General features: G+C 45.5%; 16 protein-coding genes and 1 riboswitch. Of the genes, 5 read left to right on the forward strand and 11 right to left on the reverse strand.

Annotated elements, in window-relative coordinates:
- Window positions 1-61 precede the first annotated feature (61 nt).
- The 3 genes from L976_RS12540 to L976_RS12550 form a co-directional block, all read right to left on the reverse strand.
- Window positions 62-1,351: an amidohydrolase gene (locus tag L976_RS12540; RefSeq protein ID WP_047537176.1), complete on the reverse strand. Its 1,290-nt coding sequence runs from the start codon at window positions 1,349-1,351 to the stop codon at window positions 62-64.
- Window positions 1,351-4,425, reverse strand: coding sequence for an amidohydrolase family protein (locus tag L976_RS12545; protein WP_047537179.1), 3,075 nt, complete (start codon window positions 4,423-4,425; stop codon window positions 1,351-1,353). Before L976_RS12545 ends, L976_RS12540 begins: the two co-directional genes overlap by 1 nt.
- Window positions 4,426-4,632: 207 nt before the next feature.
- Window positions 4,633-5,025, reverse strand: a complete 393-nt coding sequence (locus L976_RS12550; RefSeq protein ID WP_037420523.1) for an H-NS histone family protein — start codon at window positions 5,023-5,025, stop codon at window positions 4,633-4,635.
- Window positions 5,026-5,334: 309 nt separating this feature from the next.
- Between L976_RS12550 and L976_RS12555 the strand changes: the two genes are divergently transcribed.
- The 3 genes from L976_RS12555 (at window position 5,335) to L976_RS12565 (ending at window position 8,951) form a co-directional block, all read left to right on the forward strand.
- Window positions 5,335-6,084, forward strand: coding sequence for an electron transfer flavoprotein subunit beta/FixA family protein (locus L976_RS12555; protein ID WP_047537182.1), 750 nt, complete (start codon window positions 5,335-5,337; stop codon window positions 6,082-6,084).
- Window positions 6,085-7,011 carry an electron transfer flavoprotein subunit alpha/FixB family protein gene (locus tag L976_RS12560; protein ID WP_037420528.1) on the forward strand — a complete coding sequence of 309 codons (927 nt, stop codon included), beginning with the start codon at window positions 6,085-6,087 and terminating at the stop codon, window positions 7,009-7,011. It abuts the gene before it with no gap.
- 95 nt (window positions 7,012-7,106) lie between these two features.
- A riboswitch (Lysine riboswitch) is annotated at window positions 7,107-7,303 on the forward strand.
- Between the two features lie 79 nt (window positions 7,304-7,382).
- Entirely contained in the window at window positions 7,383-8,951 is a 1,569-nt protein-coding gene (locus tag L976_RS12565) for a Na+/H+ antiporter NhaC family protein (RefSeq protein WP_047537184.1), read from the forward strand.
- Window positions 8,952-9,043: 92 nt separating this feature from the next.
- Here L976_RS12565 and L976_RS12570 read toward each other — a convergent pair whose 3' ends face one another.
- Both L976_RS12570 and L976_RS12575 read right to left on the reverse strand, forming a co-directional pair.
- Window positions 9,044-11,194: a M3 family metallopeptidase gene (locus L976_RS12570; RefSeq protein ID WP_047537187.1), complete on the reverse strand. Its 2,151-nt coding sequence runs from the start codon at window positions 11,192-11,194 to the stop codon at window positions 9,044-9,046.
- 171 nt (window positions 11,195-11,365) lie between these two features.
- Complete coding sequence (locus tag L976_RS12575; protein ID WP_037428301.1) at window positions 11,366-13,480, reverse strand: multiheme c-type cytochrome; 2,115 nt, start codon at window positions 13,478-13,480, stop codon at window positions 11,366-11,368.
- A 538-nt stretch (window positions 13,481-14,018) separates the two neighbouring features.
- On the opposite strand from L976_RS12575, the gene L976_RS12580 reads away from it, so the two are divergent.
- Both L976_RS12580 and L976_RS12585 read left to right on the forward strand, forming a co-directional pair.
- Window positions 14,019-14,597, forward strand: coding sequence for a thymidine kinase (locus tag L976_RS12580; RefSeq protein WP_037420539.1), 579 nt, complete (start codon window positions 14,019-14,021; stop codon window positions 14,595-14,597).
- 283 nt (window positions 14,598-14,880) lie between these two features.
- Window positions 14,881-17,952: a transglycosylase domain-containing protein gene (locus L976_RS12585; protein WP_047537190.1), complete on the forward strand. Its 3,072-nt coding sequence runs from the start codon at window positions 14,881-14,883 to the stop codon at window positions 17,950-17,952.
- A gap of 125 nt (window positions 17,953-18,077) precedes the next feature.
- On the opposite strand, the gene L976_RS12590 is transcribed toward L976_RS12585, so the two are convergent.
- The 6 genes from L976_RS12590 to L976_RS12615 form a co-directional block, all read right to left on the reverse strand.
- Window positions 18,078-19,457: a sigma-54-dependent transcriptional regulator gene (locus L976_RS12590; protein ID WP_037420542.1), complete on the reverse strand. Its 1,380-nt coding sequence runs from the start codon at window positions 19,455-19,457 to the stop codon at window positions 18,078-18,080.
- Window positions 19,454-21,265 carry a sensor histidine kinase gene (locus L976_RS12595; RefSeq protein ID WP_047537193.1) on the reverse strand — a complete coding sequence of 604 codons (1,812 nt, stop codon included), beginning with the start codon at window positions 21,263-21,265 and terminating at the stop codon, window positions 19,454-19,456. Before L976_RS12595 ends, L976_RS12590 begins: the two co-directional genes overlap by 4 nt.
- A 99-nt stretch (window positions 21,266-21,364) precedes the next feature.
- On the reverse strand, window positions 21,365-22,762 hold the full coding sequence (locus L976_RS12600; protein ID WP_037420547.1) for a TRAP transporter large permease: 1,398 nt from the start codon (window positions 22,760-22,762) through the stop codon (window positions 21,365-21,367).
- Window positions 22,762-23,406 carry a TRAP transporter small permease gene (locus tag L976_RS12605; RefSeq protein ID WP_037420550.1) on the reverse strand — a complete coding sequence of 215 codons (645 nt, stop codon included), beginning with the start codon at window positions 23,404-23,406 and terminating at the stop codon, window positions 22,762-22,764. The genes L976_RS12600 and L976_RS12605 overlap by 1 nt, the downstream gene beginning before the upstream one ends.
- A gap of 65 nt (window positions 23,407-23,471) precedes the next feature.
- Window positions 23,472-24,491: a TRAP transporter substrate-binding protein gene (locus L976_RS12610; RefSeq protein WP_037420553.1), complete on the reverse strand. Its 1,020-nt coding sequence runs from the start codon at window positions 24,489-24,491 to the stop codon at window positions 23,472-23,474.
- Window positions 24,492-24,884: 393 nt separating this feature from the next.
- Window positions 24,885-25,115, reverse strand: a complete 231-nt coding sequence (locus L976_RS12615) for a hypothetical protein (RefSeq protein ID WP_047537196.1) — start codon at window positions 25,113-25,115, stop codon at window positions 24,885-24,887.
- Between the last annotated feature and the right edge of the window lie 217 nt (window positions 25,116-25,332).

The following is a 25,332-nucleotide window of genomic DNA, read 5'->3' on the forward strand; positions in this document are numbered from 1 at the left end:
AAGGGTAAAGAAGCGCAGTCCCATGGACTGCGCGGTGCTGTGCGATTTATCTCAGTAAATTCTATCGCTTAAGATACTTTTGATAAAGCTGCTGGTGGCGATTATTCAGATCTATTTGTCTTCCTTCAATCCAGATCGCATCAATTTTGTTGCTCATGGGGTCGAGGATATCTCCGTCACTCAGCACAACGCTGCCCTGATAGCCTACTTCGATAGCGCCTAAATCGTTAATCCCTAACAGCTTTGCAGCATCTAACGTGACAGATTTCAACGCTTGCTCTGCCGTAACGCCATAAGCTGCGCTGTAACCTGCGGCATAGGGTAGGTTACGACTGTTCCAATCCGATGAAAAGCCAAGCGCATAGGGAATGCCGGCATTTGCTAGCAACGAAGGGATTTTAAACGGCAAATCCACGGGTTCATCTTTACGTTTAGGCAGGCTTAAAGTGTGCGGATAAATCACACTGGCATTCACTTCCCTTAAACTTGAAGCTAATCGCCACGCGTCATAACCGCCGACAATGACCAATTTAAATTGATATTTTTTAGTCAGTGCAATTACTTGCTCGATTTGGTTAACACTGTCTGCGTGGGCAAATAGCGTCGCTTTACCTTGGTACAGTGGCAACATGGCCTGCCAACGCAGATTAGGCTTGTGGTCGGCATCCGGTGTATTTTGGCTCAAAAAGTAGCGGTAACCATCTTCAAAGGCAGTGATGAGTTGATTGATTGCCTGCTGATTTTTTTCAATCGCTTTGGCTTTTCCTTTTTCATCCTCTGGCATGCGTTTTATCTGTGGCCAGTAAACATGAAATTGGCCTTCACTGGGGTGCAATGCATCTTCAATGGTCCACGCATCGAGATCGACGACCACCGATTGGCCCGCGAGTCCGTCACCACTAGGGACGATTTGTGCGTGAGTGATGCCATTATAGCGAATGGTTGGCAGCAGCTCCGAATCCGGGTTGTAAGCCGTTGCTGCACTAATTTGCGGGTTAAAGTCACCGACTTCAGCGTTATCTACGGTCGGGCGAACCATCTCGATTTCCACTAAGCCAAGACTGGTATCCAGTGCAATAAGGCCTGGATATAAGTGTTTACCCGTGGCATCGATAACCTGTGCTTTACCATCAGCCCCGTTGACGTGTAACTGTGGTCCTAGCGCACTGATTTTGCCGTTTTCAATCAAGACATCGGTATTGGTTAAAACCCCTTGGCTGACCGTATGCACAGTGGCGTTTTTAATCAACACACCGTGAGTTTGTTTAGGCGTAGGGATGAGATCATGTGCCTGCACGGACAAGGTGATGGCCAGTGTCGACAGCAGCAAGGTCGTGGGTAAGTGCTTCATTATTTTGCTCCCTGATGATGTTGGCCCCAAGCCTGATAATGGGTATCGCAGTGCCATTGTGGCTCGTTAAGCGGTGTAACTTTTTCACCCGCCTTAGCGTTATCATCACTACTGAGAATTTTTTGGATAAGAGCGGCACGCTCAGCCACCACTTGCTGCTGGGCAAGCTGGTCTTGGTCGCGATCGAAGTAGCGTTTGCCTTCAACCCAAGCCTGGGTCACTTTGGCATAAATCGACAGCGGCTCGGCGTTCCAAAGCACAATATCGGCCATTTTGCCTGGGGTGAGTGAGCCAACATACTCATCGACTCTGAGCTGTTTCGCTGGGTTGATGGTCACCATATTCCAGGCATCTTCCTTTGACATACCGCAATACATCATTGACTTAGCTGCTTCTTGGTTGAGTCTGCGCTGCATTTCGTAGTCATCGGAATTGATACTCGTCAGCACACCTTGTTTTTGCATTAGGCACGCGTTTTGCGGGATCGCATCATAGACTTCGAATTTATAGGCCCACCAATCAGCAAAGGTCGAGGCGCCCGCACCATGGGCAGCCAGTTCACTGGCAACCTTGTAACCTTCAAGCACATGGGTAAAGGTTTGCACTTTAAAGTGGTAGGCTTCGGCTAAGCGCAGGAACATTAAGATTTCCGACTGTACATAAGAGTGAATATGCACATCGCGCTGTTGCTTAAGCACTTCGGCCACCGCCTGCAAGCGATAACTTGGGCGCGGTGCGAGGGTTTTCTTCTTCTCACTGCTGCGTAAATCATCATAATCCTTCAGCGCATTCTCATAGGCGAGTGCTGCATCGAAGGTTTCTTCAAATAAGGCTTTTACCCCCATGCGCGTCTGCGGGAAGCGCTGCACAAACTTTTCGCCCCAGTTACTCTGTTTAACGTTTTCGCCAAGGGCGAATTTGATACTGGCAGGTGCATTGGCAAACTTTAGCTGTTCTGCGCTTTCTCCCCACTTCATTTTTATTAACTGGGATTGGCCACCAATAGGATTAGCGCTGCCATGGAGTAATTGTGCGCTGGTCACGCCGCCCGCGAGTGCGCGATAGATGGAGACGTCTTCAGGATTAATCACATCGCCAATCCGCACTTCAGAGGTGACTGCGTCTGTGCCTTCGTTGGTGCCGCCGTTGATGGCAATATGGGAATGCTCATCGACAATACCCGCTGTTAAGTGCTTGCCCGTTGCATCGAGGACTTGATATCCAGAAGGCGTGTTGAGTTGCTGGCCGATTTTTTCAATCTTGCCATTGGCCATTAGCAGATCCGCATGTTCCAAGATACCTTGTTTATCTGAGGTCCACAGGGTGGCATTTTTAATATGGAGTTTCTCTGCTTTGGGCGCCTCACTTAAACCATAGGCGACGTTAGGGTAGGTAAGTTGACTCACTAAAGTTTGCGATGCATCGGCTTTAGGCGTGCTTACTTGCTCCGTCTTTGGCGGAGGCGTAAGGGTAATACCAGCAACATTGATGCTACGACTTTGGGCGTCGACCATCCGGCCTTGAATGCCGTCTTTGGCAAACCAGAGGGTAAAACGGCTGATCCCATGAATGCCCGCATCAGTTAAATTGACGTTAAAGCTGACGCGGCCATCGTTTTCAAGCTTGAGCTTGGTGAGTGGAATACTCTTCTCGCCACTGCTCAGATTTCCTTGCAAAGTGGTTTTGCCTGCTTTGTCTGCTTCTTCAAGGCTCAAATCTAAAGTTAAATTATTCAACGTCAGCTGATAGTCACCCAACATCTTGGCTTGTGAAAGTGAGCGGATGGCTTGTTCTTGTCCCTGTAGCCAGACACTGTAAATCTGTCCGTCTTTAAAAATATTGCCCTTAGTAATGACAAAGTCCGCCATATAGCCCGGGGCAAGTTTTCCGGTCAAGTCAGCGGTTCCTGCCATTTCAGCAGCTTGAGTGGTGAGGGCCGCGAGGGCTTTATCTTCGCTGAGTCCTTGCGCAATCGCTTGACGAAGGCGTGGCCAAAACGCCTCGGTCTTAATGCCAAATTGGGTAAACGCAAAGGGGATACCTGCATTTGCTACTGCGGCAGGGTTTGTGGGCGCGCGCTCCCATTGTCTGAGTTCTGCAAGGGAGACTTCGCGATCGGCATCATCGGTACCCACATCGGGTGCTTGTGGGTAATTAAGAGGGAGAATTAAAGGATAATTCAGAGCCTTTAATTCGTTGATCCGAGCATATTCTTGGCCACTTGCGAGTAAGTTGGCGGGCTGCTTATGTTCTTTGAGTAGGTTCGCTGCACGCAACAAATCGTTCAGATTTTTTGTTTCAAATACGATTGGTTTCTCGGCTAAGTTATCTAAACGTTCGAAGGCAATATTAAATTCAATTTGAGGTGTAGCTGAACTATTAACCGATTTGTGCTTATTTTGGTTATACCAGTTAGCATCAGCAAAGGTCTGTCTGATAAGCGCGATGCTACCCATGAGGGAATTGGGGTAGTCTTGTTCTGACGTACCTTTATCGAAGGCCATAAAAGGTTGGCTGCGCGCCCGATAAATTACCTCGTTGGCAGTTTTGTCCGCGAGTGAAAGACTGACACCCGTGCCTCGGAAAATACCATCGAGTTTACTACTTTGTACACTGGTAAAGCCGTTATTGATCCAATCTCGTGCGCGTTCTTTATTGGGGTAAATGTAATTAAACCATTCTTTTTCAGCGTGAATTGCACCATTTTCAGCATTCCCACCAATACGCTTAATATCATATACCGGACGAGTGAGCTGCAATTTGGGATATTCAAACTCGATAGCATAATCGGTAAAAGGATCGATAAAACCGGGATAAATAGTATAACCACTGAGATCGACTTTTAGTGCCGCCGCGGGGATATCACCTTGGTCAATAATGGCTTTGATCCGATTGTTTTCAACTAATAATGTGGCATTTGAGAGTCGTTTCCCCGGTGCAAGAATTAATTCTGCATTGGTCAATGCAGTTAACTTATTGACGGGAGTGATGGGATTGGCCTCGGCAAAAATGGGTTGAGATACAAAACTACTTATTATGCCGCAGCTTATTATTATCTTATTGTTTATCTGCATTTTTTATTCACTTAGACGGAGGGTGAATAAAGAGTAACCTAAAGTAGATGTAAATACTAAAGATGAATTGTAACGCAATTTAAGCATTTACTTGAATGACAATGGGCGGGGTGGGATAGGCATAAAAAAGCTCGCAGGGCGCGAGCTTTTTTATGCTACTCAATGATAATAGCGAATGGCTATTGTCATTACCATTACAGTATTGGATTAGATTAAGAAATCATCCATAGAACGGCCTTTATTGACTTCGTTCTTAAATACTGTTGGCATACGGCCTTGACCTGTCCACTGGATCACTTCGCCATCAACTTCAATTTGGTATTTCGCTGGACGAGGAGCGCGTTTCTTGCTCGAGGCTTTAACTGCAACACCACCTAAATCGTCGATTGATAAACCAACGGCTTCCATTTGTTGACGGATTTCTTCAATTTTTGCATTACGAGCAGCAATAGCTTGCTGTTCTTCTGCTTCCATTGACTCACGCTCAACTAAAATTTTATCTAGTTTAGCCGCTAAATCACGCAGTTCTTCAACGCTAAGATCTTTTACCGCAGCTTTAAAACGACGACCGTGAGTTAATATCTCTAAAAATTCGCTCATATCTATTTTCGTCCCACTCTATTTTTATTACAGGATAATGGTGAACAACAGCTAAATGATAGAAACTAATATTGCTCGAATCAAATAAAATTATGCAATAAACAAAAATTAAATATTATTTAATTTTTGAACTTTTTATATATGGCAAATAAGTGTTCAAAAATGTGGCCAATACGACAGTCTTAAAAATGCAAACAAGCGTTTGACTTTGGTTGACGTTAACGTTAACAGGACGTAAAGTGGCTCTATCCTGCATTGGTGATCACCAATGTTTTGTCCATGTACATGAAAGTGTAGGAAGGAAGCCCTATGAAAGTATTGGTGCCTGTTAAGCGCGTAGTTGATGCCAATGTGAAGGTCAGGGTAAAAGCTGACAACACCAGCGTTGATACCGCAAACCTCAAAATGGCGTTGAACCCTTTTTGTGAAATTGCAGTAGAAGAAGCGGTTCGTTTAAAAGAAGCGGGCAGTGCTACTGAAGTAGTGGTCGTGAGCATCGGCAATAAAGCCGTTCAAGAACAATTGCGTACCGCATTAGCATTAGGTGCTGATCGCGCGATTCACATTGATACTGAAGAAGAGTTAGCACCAGTATCAATTGCCAAATTACTTAAAGCCGTACAAGAAAAAGAACAAGCGCAATTAGTGCTGTTTGGTAAGCAATCCATTGATGGTGATAATAACCAAACGGGCCAAATGTTTGCTGCATTAACGGATATGCCGCAAGCGACCTTTGCTTCAGCAATTAAAGTTGAAGGTAATTCACTTCAAGTTGCTCGTGAGATAGATGGTGGTATGCAAACCTTAAATCTACCATTGCCAGCTGTGGTGACTGCGGATTTACGTTTGAATGAGCCACGTTATGCCTCATTACCTAATATCATGAAAGCCAAACGTAAGCCATTAGATGTGCTGACGGTAGCTGATTTAGGTGTGACGCTCAAAGCGCATCAAACGGTGATCAAGGTAACGCTGCCTGCTGAACGTAAGGCCGGTATTATGGTTGCGTCGGTAGCAGAGCTGGTTGAAAAGTTAAAGAATGAAGCGAAGGTGATCTAAATGGCCATTTTAGTATTAGCAGAACACGATAATGCGGCGCTGAAATTGGATACCGCTAAAGTTGTCACCGCAGCTCGTGCGATCGGCGGTGATGTACATGTATTGGTGGTGGGCCATCAATGTGGTGCAGTGGTGCAAGCTGCTCAAGCTCTACAAGGTGTCGCGCAAGTATTAGTCGCCGATAACAGTGCTTATGAAGCGCATTTAGCCGAAAACGTGGCTAAATTGCTGGTGGACTTAGCACCAAACTACAGCCATATTCTCGCAGCGGCATCGAGTGCGGGTAAAGACACGTTACCGCGTGTGGCAGCACTTTTAGATGTGGCGCAAATTTCGGAAGTGATTGGCGTGGTGAGTAGCGATACCTTTGTTCGCCCGATTTATGCGGGTAACGCGTTAGCGACAGTTCAAAGCCATGACGCTATCAAAGTGATGACAGTGCGTGCCAGTGCGTTCGATGCGGTGACACAGGGTAATAATGCTGCTGTGACTACCTTGGATAAAGTGTTTGAAGCCAAAGCTCAGTTTGTGTCTCAAGCGCTGACAGTTTCAGCACGTCCAGAGTTAGGAAATGCTGGCATTATCGTATCTGGTGGCCGTGGCATGGGCAGCGGTGAAAACTTCGGCATGTTAGAGCAACTGGCTGATAAGCTTGGTGCCGCAGTAGGTGCTTCGCGTGCGGCGGTTGACGCAGGCTTTGTTCCGAATGACTTGCAAGTCGGTCAAACCGGTAAAATTGTCGCACCTAATCTCTATATTGCAGTCGGTATTTCAGGCGCGATCCAACATTTAGCGGGAATGAAAGACGCTAAGGTGATTGTGGCTATCAACAAAGACCCTGAAGCGCCTATCTTCCAAGTTGCCGATTATGGCCTCGAAGCTGACCTGTTCGAAGCCGTTCCGCAGTTGATTGCAAGCTTGAGTTGATTTTATTTGTGAGCTAAGTCAAAGTAAGCGGCTTCGCGGTGGTAACTGCTTAGCCGCTTATGTTTTTATGAGCCTCACGCCCATGTATGGGCGTTCTTAGAAGTAGAGGCGCACCAAATATCAGTAGTGATCAGTAGGGTGATTCCGTTGATCGTTCACGAAAGGATTTGGTGCCGAAGTAGTTTGATTTATCACGATCAACTGCTGGGGTTGTGTCTAATAGGTACAACACTGCCATAGTATTTCCAGATACGGATATTAGGAATAGTTACTATGGAGCGCTACTGATAGGACAGGTGATCTTGGGTATCTATTGCCTTTTCCCACCAGTTCAGTCGCCCTCCATTCGTATTTTGACGAAGAAATAATCAATGACTGTAGTTAGTTATGCCGATTCGGCGCTTTCTTTGCTCCCGCCTGTGGTTGCAATTGTATTGGCGATTTTTACTCGCCGAGTGCTTCTTTCCCTCGGTTTAGGAATTGTGATTGGAGTATTATTGCTCAATCAATTTTCTCCTGTGGCCAGCGGTGAGTTTTTATTTAACAGTGTAAAAGGACTTTTTTGGTCGGAAGATGGCGTAAATTCTTGGAATTTATACATTCTCGGTTTCTTGATTGTATTGGGGATGATCACCGCTCTAATTACTGTGAGTGGTAGTGCTCGGGCATTTGCTGATTGGGCAAGGTTACATATTCGTAATAAGCGCGATGCGAAATTACTGACCATGTTTTTAGGCTGTGTTGTTTTTATTGACGATTATTTCAATAGCTTAGTCGTTGGGTCTGTCGCAAGGCCTGTTACCGACCGTTACCATATTTCCCGCGCTAAGTTAGCTTATTTATTAGATTCTACCGCAGCACCAGTTTGTGTCATTTCACCGGTATCAAGTTGGGGCGCTTATATTATTGCGTTAATTGGCGGAATATTAACAGCACATGGTTTTGCGGACTCTGGTCATTTGAGTGTATTTATTCAAATGATCCCTATGAATTTCTATGCAATTTTCTCTTTATTATTACTGCTTTGTGTGGCGTTTATGGGCTTAGATGTTGGCCCTATGCGTGAACATGAATTAAATGCCATGCGCGGTAATTTATACGATGAGACTAAAGGTTTACCGCCAGGTGCTAATGCTGATTTACCCGAAGCTGAAACAGGTAAAATCCTCGGGTTATTCCTACCTATCACAGTACTGGTATTTGCGACCCTGTATTTTATGATCGATAGCGGTGCTCAAGTATTAGCTAAAGAAGGCATTGAATTTAATATTATTTCTGCTTTCGAGAAAACCGATGTGAGTTCATCACTGTTCTTTGGTGCCCTGATTGGTTTAGCGGTTGCGCTGGTACTTAACTTAGTGCAAGGCGTTGAAAAATCAATGGTATTAAAAGGTGTAGTGCAGGGCGCTCGCTCTATGTTGCCTGCGATTTACATCTTGTTATTTGCTTGGACCATTGCAGGTGTGATCGGCCAGCTTGAAACCGGTAAGTTTATGGCTAGCCTAGCCACTGGGAATATTCCCTTTGCTTTCTTACCTGCATTAATGTTTGTGTTAGCGGGCCTGACTGCATTCTCTACAGGAACCAGTTGGGGTACGTTCGGGATTATGCTGCCGATTGCCGCCGATATGGCGATGGGCAGTCACACAGCCATGATGTTACCTATGCTGGCTTCGGTATTAGCGGGGGCGGTATTTGGTGATCATTGTTCACCGATTTCTGATACCACTATTTTGTCGTCGACGGGGGCCAGTTGCCATCATATCGACCACGTAGTGACGCAGCTTCCCTACGCCGTAATCGTTGCGCTGATCAGCATGATCGGCTACGTAGTGCTTGGCTTAACTGAATCGGTCAATGCAGGATTAGTGACTTGTAGCATATTGTTTGTATTGACGATTTTTGGTTTGCACATTAAATCCAAAAGTACGGCTTTATAAGTCCGTGATTTAACTTCGCTCTTATATTGAGAATGTAAAACAAATCAGCCAGCAACTATGCTGGCTGATTTTTATCTACTCAGTATCTAAAATTACTGAGTCTGATTGAGCCCACGGCGGTTGAGTAAACCTTCAGTGGTAGGCTCTTGGCCGCGGAAGTTCTTGTAAGCTTCCATTGGCGCAATACTGTTGCCCACTTCGCGAATGGTCTTACGGTATTTCATGCCGATCTCACGATTTAGGCCGCCTTGGGTTTGCACATAGGCAAAGGCGTCAGCCGCTAAAATTTCACTCCACATATACGCGTAGTAACTTGCTGAGTAACCACCTGGGAAGGCGTGGGCAAAGTAAGTTGACTTATAACGTGGTGGTACGGCGGTGATATTTAAGCCGTGCTTTTTCAGCGCATTAGCCTCAAAGGTCGCTACATCTTGCAATGGTGCATCAGGGCTTAATGAGTGCCATTCCATATCCACTAGCGCCGCAGCCATATATTCTAACGTATCGAAGCCTTGGTTAAAGCTGCCTGATTTTAATAGTTTTTGCAGTAACTCATCAGGGATAGGCTTGCCTGTTTCGTAGTGCTTGGCGTAGTTGGCTAACACTTTAGGGTGGGCCGCCCAATCTTCTTCGAAAGTCGATGGAAATTCCACAAAGTCACGGGATACCGAAGTCCCAGAAAGACTTGGGTAAGTCACTTTGGAGAACATACCGTGGGTACCGTGGCCCATTTCGTGGAACATCGTGGTGACTTCGTTATAGCTGACGAAGGTAGGTTGGCCTTCAGGCGCCTTTTTAATGTTCATCACGTTAACTACGACAGGCTTAGTACCTTCGAGGAAGGATTGCCCTACAAACGAGCTCATCCATGCGCCACCGCGTTTACCTTCACGGGCAAAGTAATCAGCATAGAAAATCGCCATGCTTGAGCCATCGGCATCAAACATTTCATAGGCTTTCACATCTGGGTGGTATACAGGCAAATCTGGACGTGGTTTTAACGTCACGCCATACAACTCTTTAAGCGTATAGAACACGCCGTCTTCGAGGACGCGGTTAAATTCGAAGTAGGGACGAATGCTATTGGCATCAAGAGCGTATTTTTCTTGGCGGACTTTCTCTGCGTAAAACTCCCAGTCCCATGGTGCGAGTTCAAACTTGCCACCGGTCTTATTGATCATCGCTTGGATATCGGCCGCTTCTTTCTCTGTGTTGGCAACTACGGCTGGCACCATAGAGCCAAACATGCTGTAAACCGCTTCTGGCGTTTTTGCCATTTGCGGTGCAAGGCGATAGCTAGCCCAGTTCTCATAACCTAAGAGAGCCGCGCGCTCGGCACGTAATTGGGCTAAGCGAGACACTAAAGATGCGGTCTCGTTTTCACCCGTTAAGCCACGGTTTGCCGAGGCTTCCCAAATGCGCTGGCGCAGTTCACGGTTCTCTAAAGAGGCGAGTATTGGCTGGCGAGTAGTGTTGGTGATATTGATTAAGTACTTACCTTCATGGCCTGCTGCCTTGGCATCGTTTGCTGCCGAGGTGATTTCGCTGTCACTTAGGCCCGCCAGTTGTTCTTTGCTATCGACAACAATAGCGATTTCTTTTGTTAGGCGCAGTAAACGTTGGGAAAACTCATTGGTCAGCGTCGATTGCTCTTCGTTTAAGGCACGGATCTTCACTTTTTGCTCATCGGTCAGCTTAGCGCCAGCCATGATAAAGCGCTGGTGATACACCTCAACCAAACGTACCGCTTCAGGCGTTAAACCTAAGTTATTGCGGTCGTTATAGATGGCTTCAATACGAGCGAATAGCGCAGGATTAAGGTTGATGTTATCCGAGTGAGCAGCCATTTTGGGGGCCATTTCACCTTGGATTTTACGCAGGGCTGGATTGCTGTTCGAACCTGCGAGGTTGTAAAACACGCTCGATGCACGGTTGAGCAGGGCGCCACTTTTTTCCATGGCGACAATTGTGTTATCAAAGGTTGGCGCAGCAGGATTGTTAGCAATCGCTAAAATTTCTTGATACTGCTCTTTAATACCTTGTTCTAAAGCGGGCTGAAAATGCTCGTCTTTAATAACGCTGAAATCAGGTGCTTGATATTGCAGTGTACTGGCTTGGAATAAGGGGTTTTGGGTTTGTACTGCGGTGACATTTGCAGCTTTTGTATCTTGAGTGCTACAGCCTGCGAGTGCTCCGGTCATCAGTGTGGCGCCAATGGCGATGGCAATAAAACTTTTACGCATAGTTGAGTGATTTCCTTAGAATTGTAGTTTTTGTGACTCTAGCGTTACTAACTTAAATAGGACTGAAAACCTATGGGATGAAGTTGTAAGTAAAAGTAAACAAAAAAAGCGCCCCAAGGTTACAGGGCGCTTTGAACTATTTTCTTGCAGGGAAAATAGCGGGACGATTAACTATTTACGGGTGAAGTTGTGGTATTTGTCGATACCTGAGCTGCTACCTGTGTTATGGCAAACAGCACATGCTTCTCCTGTTGGTTGTTTGAACCAATCACCTACTGCAGGAACGCTGATCTCGCCACCATTGCTAGCCATGTGAGCTTTGACTGCATCGCCTGTGTGGCAAGCATAGCAGTTAGCGGTGACAGGGCTGGTCATTTTGTTACCAGGTTCAAGGATGTATTGGTTTGGTATTTTGTTTAAATCAATCGCGGTTTCGTGACAGGCAACACAGCTTGTGACTGGGTTGATTGCACCTGCACCGTTAGCGGTTTTCGCTTGAGTGCCATCGGCCTTCATCTCACCGACATTCGCACCGTTGCCCCAGTGCCAGCTGTGCACCATTGGACCAAAACCAGCACCCAGAGTGGCCGAAGTCCGTGCCATACCGTTATCATGGCAAGCTACGCAAGCCTTACCGCCTTCGTCAAATGCGCCATTTTTGTGGAATGCGGTGGCATCATTGTGACAAGTAGTACAGCTGTTATCACTGACTACGGTGCGACGTTCAAAGGCGGATACTTTGGTTGCAGTCGCAGGATCGACTACATCAGAGTATGCGGTGAACGAGACCCCCATTGAGCCGTCATAGCCATTGGCTCTGAGGCTGCCATTGCTTTGATAGCGTTGGTTACCGTCGTACTCCATCCAACCTGCGGTGCTGAAGGTCACACGTGCAGAGTAGACATAGTTGGCGTTTACAGGGCTGATATCGGTCAGCAGATGACAGATATTTTTAGTACCATCAGCATTGTAGCCATAGTAATAGTTAGTACGGTTACCTGGGCGACCGACTAAGCTATTTTTTTCGTAGGAATGCAGATAAGCACCTGCGTAAACAATCGGTTTCTTAGCATCAAATACCAGCGGATTTGAGTAGTTGAAGTTATCTTTAATGCTAAAGATATTACCGTCAGTATCTTTTACTGTCAGAGTGGTACACCAGCCTGGTGCGGTAACGGCAGAAGCTGCACCAGTTGGCGCATAATGATCTGTTTTTGTTGAAATATCATCAACTTTAACAGGGGTAGATAATTCAAGTTTATACTTAGCACGTAATGCTTGGCGCTCAGTAATACCTGTTTTACCTTCATGCATCGGACGGACATCGGCACCATTACTTGGCACAATCGCGCCTGGTACACCACCAGTATTGTGACAGTCAATACAGCCTGGGCCTGAAACACTAATATTGGTTGGAGCTTCAACGTGGCAAGAACTACAGTTCATCACGCTGAAATCTTTAGTAAATTTCTGGTGATTAATGTGGCCAATCTTAGACAGTGTGTTGGTTGCATAACCGCCGATAGAGAAACCTTCGGCATTTTTTGCTGCAAAGCTAACTGAGCCGTGACAGACTAAACAGCCTTCAACGAAGGTGACTTCGCTGTCCATACCGGTTGCTACATAACTAGCGTGACGACGTGGGCTTGTTGAATAGTCTACGTGACAGGAATAGCAACTATCGGTCGTGGTTGAATGAGTTCCCTCTGGCTTGTTCACCACCAGCGGTGCTGAGCGAGCAATGCCAGTTTCAGCATTACCGCCGACTCTGAGCCATACAATACCTTCGGTACCAGCGTTAACACCTTTCATTGGGGCTTTAAAGCTATAGTGACCATCGCCTAATGAAGTGAGCAAAGCGCCCTCAGTTGCTTGAGTCGCAGCGCCACCGATATTGACGTTATCTTTGACAGGATTGCCACTTGCGTCGGTTTTGTCGGCTTCATTTCTATTATTGATAAAGCCTTTATCGGTTAATGCTGCAACTTTGGCTTCAGCATTTTTCAGTCCATTGATTAAGTTGCCATTTTCGTCAGTGATCTTAAATTCATAGGTGATATTGCCTTCACCAAAGCTATAGTTCAGTACTTTTACATTGGTGACTGTTGAACTCGTGACTGGTGGTGGAACCCAAGGTTCACCCGGTGTTCCCGGTGTGCCAGGTGTCCCCGGAGTGCCTGGCGCGCCATCTACACCATCTTTACCATCACTGCCGCAACCTACGAGAGCACCGGTAAGTGCTAAGGCGACAACGTATGCCAGTTTTTTAGAGGTGAATATTCTCATCATAATCTCCATTAATCCAATACGCATTTAAAGGCACGGATTGCAGCACTAACGTTTGCAGGGGAGATTAGTGCTTTGAACCGCTGATTTCATTTGCAAGCATCGAATACTTTTATTTTTTAAATTGAGTACTTTTGGTCTCGGATGAAATATTACTGTTATTGATATGTTTGTTTTTTGAACCAAACCGCATTTAGGACTATAACTTTGGAGGTAGATCGCATTTCTAAACTTTTGTTAATGTGATTTTTCTTAATTAAAACAATATTTAAGGTTAGATTAAGGTTGTTGTAACAATTGCGCTTTTATGGCTTTATCTGTTTCCATATGTTGAGCGTTGAACAGAAATACGAACAATGATTTTCAAAGTTGATTGACCATGAAATCACTAAAATATCCATTCTAGATATTTAGATTGAGATTTCAGTATAAAAGCTGAGAAAGGCCTAGTGTGCTAGGGTCAAGCGCAATGCTAAACTAAGCGGCATAAACTCTGGTGACAGAGATATGATCAATCAGTTTGAAAAAGGGATTCATTTTGGCGCAATTGTACTTTTACTATTCAGCAATGAATGCGGGTAAATCTACCTCTTTATTACAATCTTCCTATAACTACCGTGAGCGCGGTATGAATACGTTAGTGATGACGGCTTCTATCGATGATCGATACGGTAAGGGCAAAGTAGCTTCGCGGATTGGTATTGAGACCGAGGCGCAGGTTTTTAGCCGTGATGACAACTTGATTGAAATGATTACCGCTGCCCATCAAGTGAATCATCTGAGTTGTGTGTTGGTAGACGAATGCCAGTTTTTAACTAAAGAACAAGTCAAACAACTTACATATATTGTTGATAATATAGATATCCCTGTATTGTGCTATGGATTGAGGACTGACTTTCAAGGTGAGCTTTTTAGTGGTAGTCATTATTTATTAGCTTGGGCAGATAAATTAATTGAGCTAAAAACCATTTGTCACTGTGGTCGCAAAGCGAATATGGTGGTGCGGCTAGATGGTGAAGGAAAAGTCATGCGCGAAGGTGAGCAGGTCGCAATTGGCGGTAATGAAAGTTACGAATCGGTATGCCGTAAACATTTTCGTGAGTTTATTTGGGATTAACCTAAGCTCGGTTAGCACTTAACCAAAATATAAGAATTTTTGTGCTAACCACTTTGAGGCTTGCTGCCAAGTCATTAAAATATGGTGAGATATAACACATATAATCCATCATCCAAGAGCAGTTAGATCTTGTTCGAGCAAGGTAATAAGAATGTATCGCGGCGATACACTCAGATAAGCATAAGTGTGAGTTTTGCCGTTGTACTTCATGTTGATGTATTAAGCATAAGTTGGGAAAAATCCCACGTAGAAAGGATGTGTTAAGTGATTTTTTGGAGCCGTTTTGCCTAATTCTACGCAAGAAATGCAATTTGAAAACTATCGTCCTCGTCCGCCACAACCCGAGCCTAAGGCAAAGCGTGAGCGTAAGCCTAGATCTAAAGGGCGTGCTTGGTTTCTATTATTTATTCTTGTTTTTTGTTTAGCGATTTTGATTGGTCAGGAGGTCAAAACCTCTTATTACCAGTCTAAGTATATTCACCAATACGCTAAAACTCTGACCTATGAGCTGAAAAACGAGCCTACTCAGTCGATTATCTATCCAAGTTATGGCCCCTTCGATGAGCGTCATGGCTACAGTAAGTTGCCACAATATATTGATCGCTTATTGCAACGTAATTTCCAAGTGACACAGCAGGTTGAGTTTTCTCCTGCGTTGCAGGAATACGCCCAGATAGGCTTTTTCCCGCCTTACCATGAGAAAGCACAATCGGGTTTGACTTTGCTTGACTGTCGCAATACCGATCTCTACGAGTTCACTTATCCAAAACGTGTGTATCAGGATGACGATAAAATCCCGAATGAAATCGTCAATACTTTGCTGTTTATTGAAAACCGCGAGTTGTGGACCACAGAGCCAAAACTAAATCCGGTGATTGATTGGCCACGTTTTATTGTGGCGGGGATGAGCCAAATCGCTGAAATGGTGGGGATGAATGTCTCAACAGCGGGTGGCAGTACACTGGCGACGCAAATTGAGAAGTTCCGCCATTCTTCTCAGGGATTAACTTTAAGTATCAAGGATAAATTGCTACAAATAGCCTCAGCAACAGTGCGAGTGTACCAACAGGGAGAAATCACTGAACCTGCCCGTAAACGTATCATCCAAGATTACTTAAACACAGTGCCTTTATCCTCAGCCCCTAACCACGGTGAAGTGCATGGCATAGGTGACGGCCTATGGGCTTGGTTTGGTACAGATTTCGATACAGCAAACCAGCTGTTGTCTTCACCCCAAATTAAAGCTAATACAGCCAAACGTGGCCAAGTATTTCGCCAGGTGGTAGCACTGATGATTGCTCAGCGTCGTCCTTCCTATTACCTATTACAGGGACATGAAGATTTAGAGAATCTAGTTGATAGCCATATCCGTTTACTCGGCCAATATTATCTGATCGACCGTAAACTCAGGGATGCCGCACTAGGACAAAAATTACAGTTTAAAGTCGCTAAACCTCAGCGTAATATCCAATCGGGCGCAGACAAGGGCGTTAACACTATCCGTATTCGTACCGCGGGTATGTTGAATGTCGGCTTATATGATTTGGACCGACTCGATTTAACCGTGAATAGTAGTCTACACAGTGAGTTACAACAGCAAGTAAGTAACTACTTACGCAGCCTTGGGCAAACTTCAACGGCTGAAAAAGTCGGACTTTTAGGTGAGCGTTTACTCGAACCTAGCCAACTGCAAAACGTACTCTACAGTTTTACGCTGTATGAAAAAACCGCCACGGCCAATCGTGTACGGGTACAAACAGACAGTACTGACCAACCTTTCGATATTAACGAAGGTAGTAAGTTGGAGCTCGGATCGACGGCAAAGCTTAGGGTGCTCGCGACTTACCTTGAGATCATTGCTGAAATTCACGATAAGTATTCGAAAAAACACGGCATTGAGTTGGAGTCGATTGTGATTGAACCTCGCGATCATCTCACGCGCTGGGCGATTGACTATTTGATTGTCAATCCCGATAGGCGCCTTGATCGTATGCTCGATGCTGCGCTGCAACGGGAATATTCCGCCTCACCTAATGAGCAGTTCTTCACCGGCGGTGGTTTGCATGTATTTAATAACTTTAAGAAAACAGAAGATCTTAAGGTTCCGACCATGTATCAAGCGTTGCAGGACTCAATTAATTTGCCCTTTGTTCGTTTGATGCGTGACATTGTCAACTACAGCAGCAGCATGCAAAACGAAGGCAATATGGCGCGCTTACTGCGCAATGATAAGGATCCTCGCCGAGAGGAATATCTGCGGGTATTTGCTGATCGTGAAGGCAATACCTTCGTGACTAAGTTCTACCGTAAATATAAGAAAGTGGCACCCAATGAGCGTTTAGAACTGTTTTTCGATGGTCAAACCCAAGCTGAACAACAACTCACTGCGACTTATCGTTATTTGCAGCCTAATGAGTCTATCGCCGCCTTTAAGGCCTTTTTACAGGTGCGGCTACCACAAAATAGTTACACCGATAAGCGCATCAAAGAGCTATATAACAAGTACGGCCCCGAAAAATATAACCTCCCAGATCAAGGTTATATCGCGCGGGTGCATCCGCTTGAACTCTGGGTACTCGATTATTTGAATCAACATCCTGAAGCTAACCTCAACGATGTGAAAGAGGCCAGTAAAGATGAGCGTCAGGAAGTCTATCGCTGGCTGTTTAGAACTCGGCACAAAAACGCAAGGGATGTGCGAGTACAAGTAATGCTGGAGGTCGAAGCTTTCCTTGATATTCATCAGCGTTGGGCGCGTTTAGGCTATCCCTTTGAATCTATGGTGCCTTCTTTAGGTTCGGCGCTCGGTAGCTCGGGCGACAGACCTGCTGCTTTAGCGGAATTAATGGGGATTATTCAAAACGATGGTTATCGTTTACCGACGGTGCGGATTAATCAATTGCACTTTGCTGAAGGTACGCCCTATGAAGTACGGCTCGAAAACCAAAATACCCAAGGCGAACGAGTGATGCGTCATGAAGTCGCCCAGGCGTTAAAGGCGGCGTTGGCAAATGTCGTTCAAAACGGCACTGCACGACGTCTTAAGGGCATCTTTACCGATGATAACGGCGAGATGCTGGCCATTGGCGGTAAAACGGGTACGGGCGATAACCGTATTGTGACCCAGATGCAGCAGGGCCGAAAAGTCGCTACCACAGCGATGAACCGTACTGCGACTTTTGTGTTTTACTTAGGTGATAACTACTTCGGCACCTTAACTGCCTTTGTACCGGGCAGTAAGTCCGATGATTTTAGTTTTACCTCGGCGCTGCCATTACAAGTGATGAAAGGGATGATGCCTATTCTTGCGCCTTATGTGAAATCATCAAAAGGCATGTGCGTGCGGGATGAGTAATGACTCACTTTTGCAATATGCGTTTTTGAAACATTAGCATTGTAATCCGAGTTTGAAGTTCCTTAGATAAAGCAAACCCCGCAGCCGTGAACCGGTTTGCGGGGTTTTTATTGGCACCGACAAGCTTATTCGTCGGCGTTGATATATTGCTTGCGGTCTAAATCGTACTTACGCATCTTGTCGTACAAGGTTTTGCGGGGCAGTTCGAGTTGTTCCATGGTTTGCTTAATACTGCCCTTGTTATGACTTAAGGCCTCTTCAATCAAGACACGCTCAAAAAACTCAACCCGTTGCAGTAAGGACATACTGGTATGCAGACTCGGTGCATTACCTAAACTGCCAGCGAAGGCGGCTTCACCACCGAGTAACACATAACGCTCAGCGAGGTTTCTAAGTTCGCGCACATTACCCGGCCAATCGTGGGAGGTAAGGATGGCATTTTGCTCGGCATTGAGGGCAATCAAGGCCTTGTGGTAGCGCGCTGATGCCATACGAGCAAAATGTAAGAACAATAAAGGGATATCTTCGCGGCGATCCCTGAGTGGTGGAATTGGCACAGTCACCAGATTCAAGCGATAAAGCAAGTCTTGGCGGAATTCCCCTGTGTCACATAGGGACTTTAAATCCACTTTAGTGGCGGCAATCACCCGAATGTCCAAATGAATGCTTTTATTGGAGCCTAGGCGTTCGACCTTGCGATCTTCGAGCACCCGCAGCAGTTTGACTTGTAACGACAGCGGTGTACTTTCGATTTCATCTAAAAAGAGTGTGCCGCCATTAGCGTACTCAAACTTACCTATCCGTAGCTTATCGACGCCGGTAAACGCGCCGGCTTCGGCACCAAAGAGTTCGCTCTCAATTAAATTTTCAGGAATAGCGCCGCAGTTAATAGCGACAAAGTTGGCTTGATTGCGACTACTGTGGTCATGCAGATAGCGGGCGACCAATTCTTTACCCGTGCCAGTTTCACCTTCAATAAGCACATCTGCGGGGGTGTCGATAACTTGGTCGATAATATGGCGCATACGCAAAATGCCGACGCTGTGGCCTAATATTCTCGGCCCTGGCACGTTATGGCTTTCTAACTCTTTCTTTAACTTGCGGTTTTCGAGGGTGAGGCTGCGTTTATCCAAGGCACGTTTCACCACATCTAACATATGCTCGTTGTTAAAGGGTTTTTCGAGAAAATCGTAGGCACCTTGCTTTAACGCATTGACTGCCATAGCTATATCGCCAAAGCCAGTGAGTAGCACGACGGGTAAATCGGGATCTTGCTGGCGAATTTGCTGCATTAGGCTGATGCCATCGAGTTGCGGCATATTCACATCTGAAATCACCACACCTGTCCAGTCTCTATCAAGGAGTTTAGCAATGCCTTTAGGATCGGTGGTGGCGAAGGCTTTGATGCCTTCAAGCTCAAACAGTTGTACTAGGACTGTGCCAATATGGGGCTCATCGTCGATGATCAGTACGCTATAGTCTTGAATTGAATTGGGAAGACTCATGATGACTGGCGTTCCTCAGCTAAATAAATCGGTAAAATAATGTGGAAAATGGCGCCGCCGTCCTCGGCATTGGCAACATTAATCTGCCCCTGCATAGACTCAATAATGCGCTGGGAAATGGATAAACCTAGGCCAAGTCCTGTACGCTCGCTAGTGGTAAAATAAGGCTCAAAAATTTTCTCCATTTGGCTTTCGCGTACTCCAGGGCCTGAATCTTGAATACTGATACAGAACTTGTTCTGACAGTTTACCCTAATACTCAGTGTACGTTTTGGAGATTGCTGCATGGCAACTATCGCATTGCTGATAATATTGACAAACACTTGCTGCAAGCGCACTTTGTCGCCCCAAACCTGATATTGGCCTTCAGGTAGCAATACATCGAGTTCAACCCCTTGTTTGTCGATTTCGGGCTGCACTATGGTCAGAGCTTGTTTTATACAGCCCTTAAGATCGGTGGCACTATCCGCACCTTTGCTCTTACGGGTAAAGCTTTTAAATTGCCCAACAATATCGGCTAAGCGGTCGGTCAGCTCAATAATAATTTTCAGGTTATCCAGTGCCTTATCTTGCATATTGCGGGCAAGGAAAGTTTGAGTATTTTGCGCGTAGCTGCGAAGGGCCGCTAAGGGCTGATTAAGCTCATGATTGATACTGGCGGATAAACTACCAATCACGGTCAGCTTAGCGGCTTGGATCAGTTCATCTTGGGTATCTTTTAGACGATCATTTGCCTGCTGCAGATCTTGGGTACGCTCCTCGACCCGTTGCTCTAACAAACTTTGTGCTAATTGCATACGCTGCAAGTTACGGCGCCGCTCGCTGCTAAAGAGTAAACCTAAGGCAAGCAGCAAGTAGATAGATGCCGATAGCAGCATCAGTGCGGGTAAAGAGTCATGTAGCGGTTTTAATGGTGCAAGAATATGTACTCGCCAACCCGCTTTAGTCATCAAATGGTGGGTATCCATATATTGCGCTTGATTATTGCCTTGGCGGATTTGGTAGATATGGCCGCTGCTGAGGCTATTTTCTTGATATTGCGGTTTTATTAATAGTTCACCTATCGGGCGTTCGGCGTAACGCTTTGAGGCATTTAAGGCATATTGTTTGGCCTGAGTCAGTGGTGTGAGTGAGGTTAAGCGCCATTCATCCACACTTGAAATAAACACGATATCGTCGGGATCGCTGATTAAAAATTGGTATTGGCCAGCCATTGCAATACTGGTGCTTTGCTGTTCAATATCGGCGATATCCACTTTCACAATAATGGCACCCAGAATGCCTTTTCCGCCTTGCTGATAAATAGGATAAGAAAAGTAAAAACCGCGTTTATCCGAGCTAGTGCCCACCGCATAGTAGCGGCCTAAATTGCCCGAAATCGCATCGGTGTAATAGGGTCTGAAGGAGTAGTCTTTGCCGATAAATGAAAATGGCTGTTGCCAGTTGCTGGCTGCGACTGCAATGCCGAGGGCATCGATAAGATAAATATCAGACGCCTCTGTCACATGCTGAATTTCCTCTAAATACAGGTTGAGCTCTTGCACCTTCTTGGCATTTTGTTGATCGTTGAGCACATTGGCGAGCATGGGATTGGTTGAGAGTACATGAGGGATGCTTTCATAACGTGACAGGGCGCCATCTAAGAAGCTGACTAGCTCTTTGAGTTGTTTCTCAGATTGTTGTTGGATGTCTATTTTTCCCTGATAAAAATGCACCCAGTACGTTAATTTTAAGATGGCAAACAAACCCGCAAGTAGCACTATGGTCATGAATAGACGTTTTTTGGCTTTAGGCGTCATGGGCAACATAGCAGGCGATCCTGATCCACACTGAATAAAACAAAGCGAGCCTGAGTAGGCTCGCTTAAAAACTATCTAGAATCAAGGAATAATCTTTATTCCTGAAGATTAATATCCATTAAGCTTATCCAGTAATTCTGGCAAGAATAGCGAGATTTGTGGCACGTAGGTGATCAGCGCCAGGAAGGCCAACATCAGTGCTAACCATGGCAGTACGGATTGGATCACCCAACCAATGCTGCGGCCAGTGATCCCCGCAGTCACAAAAAGGTTAAGCCCAACAGGCGGCGTTAGCATACCAATCTCCATGTTGACCACCATAATGATGCCTAAGTGGATAGGATCAATACCGAGTTGAGTGGCAATCGGAAATAGAATTGGTGCCATAATTAACACGATCGCTGATGGCTCCATAAAGTTACCCGCCGCTAACAGCAGTAAGTTAACAATGATTAAGAAGCCCCAAGCGGGTAGCCCCATCCCCACAATATACTCGGCAATAATATGCGGGATACGTTCAGTGGTGAGCACGTGTGCAAACAACATGGCGTTGGCAATAATAAACAGCAGCATGATGCTGACCTTGGCACCATCACGCACCACATGGCGAATTTCTTTGTCGATTGGGGTTTTTATCAGCCCCAGCACCATATGACCTAAGTTACGAGCGATCGCGCTTGGGATGGCTTCATTAGGGTTACGCCATGCAACATTTTTCAATGGACCAATATCACGATATCCAAATACCGCAATAAGGTAAGCATACATACAGGCCACGGCAGAGGCTTCAGTTGGGCTGGCTACACCACCGTAGATTGAACCTAACACGATAAAGATCAGCGCCAGACCGCCTAAGGCTTTGGCACTGGAAATTCCCAGTTGCTTAAAGCCAGGGAAGGGACGTGATGGCAGATTCTTAAAACGGGCGACGATATAAATCACTATCATCAGTAGGAAACCCATCATTAAGCCTGGGATTAAACCCGCCATGAACATTTTAGCCGCAGAGACTTCTGTCGCCGCTGCATATACTAGCATCACGATTGAAGGTGGGATCAAAATCCCTAAAGTGCCAGAGGTGGTAATTACCCCTGAAGCAAATTTTTCGGGATAACCTGCTTTTACCATGCCAACGATAACAATTGAGCCAATCGCGGCTACTGTCGCTGGGGAAGAACCTGAAACCGCGGCAAATAACATACAGGCCATCACAGAGGCCATGGCTAAACCGCCACGGATATGGCCGATACTATCCATTGCAAAGTCGATGATCCGCCTTGCCACACCACCGGTTGATAAGAAAGCCGAGGACAGAATAAAGAAAGGGATCGCCAGCAGGGTATAGTGCTCTGACGATGACTCATAAAGTTTTAATGCCACAGAGGCGAGGGAATCGTTGGAAAAGAATAAAATCGTCAGCATGCTCGAGAAACCTAACGCAATTGCGATAGGCATACCTAAAAACATACAGACGAGTAGGGCAGTAAAGAGGGTCGCAATGGCCATTACTTCGCTTCCTTATTGTCTGTTTCTTGTTGTGCGTGCTGAGCAGCTTCATCAATTAAATGCATGCTTTCTTTCGCTTCATCGGCAAATTGGAACCCAGAGACTTGGTTGCGCAGGATAGCGATAAACAGTTCTAAGAAACGCCAAGTCAACATGCTAAAACCAATCAATAGAATGCTTTGGGATAACCAAATTGGCACAGCGCCGTCTTCAATATCAATTTTTAATGTGTTCCAAGCAAAGTCAGGATCTAAGCTGTTTAACAAAAACTTAGGGAAATGAATATCTTCCATCGGAACGCCAATTTGGTACATCTGCGACAGATATTGCCAGCTACCTTTTAGAAATAGTCCGCAATAAGCCAAGCAAATCAATGCTGTCACTAGAGATGTGAGCTTTTTAGCTTTAGGTGGTAGATTTTTTACAAACGCATCAACACCGATGTGAGCGCCGACTTTCACCCCATAGGACATACCAAAGAGTACAAACCAACCACACAGGGTTAAGGTGAGTTCTTGGATCCATAAGAAACCGGTATTGAAGAAAAATCGTGCCACTACCTCTGTAAACACTAAGAGTGTCATTAAGGTGATCAAGAGATTGAGCACCCCTTCTTCAAAGTAACCAAAAATTCGCGATATCACAGCTGTACTCCCCTCGCTTAAATACCGCTTAACCTCAAAATGAGATTAAGCGGCTTATTTCATTATTATTTATTTGCAGCAACAGCGGCTTCAATCACATCTTTACCGACTTGGTCTTCAAACTTAGCCCATACTGGTTTCATCACATCAACCCATTGTTGACGTTCTGCTGGGGTTAAGGTCACCAATTGAGAACGTTTTGAATCAAGGATTAATTGCTTGTCTTCGTTATCTTTTTCTGCAGCGATCTTGTTACCTAAAGCGATAGATTCGTCTAATGCTTCTTTGATCACTTTACGTTTATCCGCAGGTAAGCTTTTCCAGAAGGCATCAGAGGTCACGACCATGTAATCCAATACGCCATGGTTACTTTCTGTAATATGGCTTTGAACTTCATAGAATTTTTGTGAGTAAGTGTTAGACCAAGTGTTTTCTTGACCGTCGATTGCGCGGGTTTGTAGCAGGGTGAACACTTCAGAGAATGGTTTTTTCACGGGGATAGCGCCAACTGCATCAAACTGTGCGGCTAATACGTCAGATGCCATTACACGGAATTTTAAGCCTTTAGCATCGGAAGGTTGCTTGAGTGGTGCGTTAGCAGAAAACTGCTTCATACCATTGTGTAAATAGCCTAAACCCACAATCCCTTTGCGGCTCATTGAGTTGAGTAGTGCTTGACCAGCTTCACCCTGTTGGAAACGGTTTACTGCATCCATGTCATTGAACAGGAAAGGCAAGTCGAAAACTTGTAAGCGTTTGGTGTAACGTTCAAATTTTGAGAGTGAAGGTGCTACAAATTGCACATCGTTTAGCAATAGTGCTGCTAACTCGTTGTTATCCCCAAATAACTGTGAGTTAGGAAATACACTGACCTTGTATTCACCCGGTAAACGTTGCTCAACGAGTTCTTTAAACTTCAGTGCCATTTGGCCTTTGGGCGTATTTTCTGCCACAACGTGCGAAAACTTAATTTCAATCGGTTCTGCAAATACGTTAAAGCTGGTTGCGAATACGGAGGCAACGGCGAGCATTTTGACTAAGGTTTTGAGTGGACGGGTCAATCCAGTTTGTTGATTCAATGTCATTTTGAGTTCCTTTTTCTGTTGTTAGGATTTGTCCTCAGCCTTGGTTAGTTTGTTACCAAGTGTGAGTAGGAATACAGCCTTGATTTCCCTGAGGTCTGTCTTAATAAAGGCAAATACCACGCCAACTTACGATGCACTCTGTAAGTGTTTGGTTAATAAAGTGTAGTTCATTTGACGCTTGTCACACTTTTAGTTTTGTGGGTGAGATCTCGCTCACGTTGATTTTCGCTATGGGTGGAAATCCACCCAAACTGCATTTTGTGGGATATGAACAGAGGTTTTTAGCTTGATGATTAACTGAGCAAAATAAGTTGCTTTTAGATCAAAAGCTGTTTGAAAAATGACTGTGAAGCAGGGGATAGCTGAGATGGCGAAGAGGAAGCAATGCGGGAGTCAGCCATGATCTTCGCCAATTCGTTTGAGGATTTCATCGCTTGGGAGCAGCTCTAAATGTCCATGTTCATCGAAGTACCAGCCAGTAATAAAGCCTTTTTGGCGCATGCTGACGAGATTTTGCATGACTTCACGGGCTTCTTTGAGAGCGGTTTGCTCATCACAGGCATGGGTATGTTTTAGATACGCTGCAATATTGCTGAGGGATGCAGATTGACTGACGCTGGCCATAGTATTGAGCTCCAAATATGCCTAAGGCAACAATCAGCAGCGTTTAATTGGATTGAATATCGGGTAACAGACTCAGTTAAGCAGATGCTGATTAAGATCAAGCATAGTTGAGTTGAGCTAGGGGTAAAGTTTTTGGGGGAATTATGGTGGTCGCTACTGGGATCGAACCAGTGACCCCCTCCTTGTAAGGGAGGTGCTCTCCCGGCTGAGCTAAGCG

This window comes from Shewanella sp. ZOR0012, from assembly GCF_000798835.1.
Lineage (GTDB): Bacteria > Pseudomonadota > Gammaproteobacteria > Enterobacterales > Shewanellaceae > Shewanella > Shewanella xiamenensis.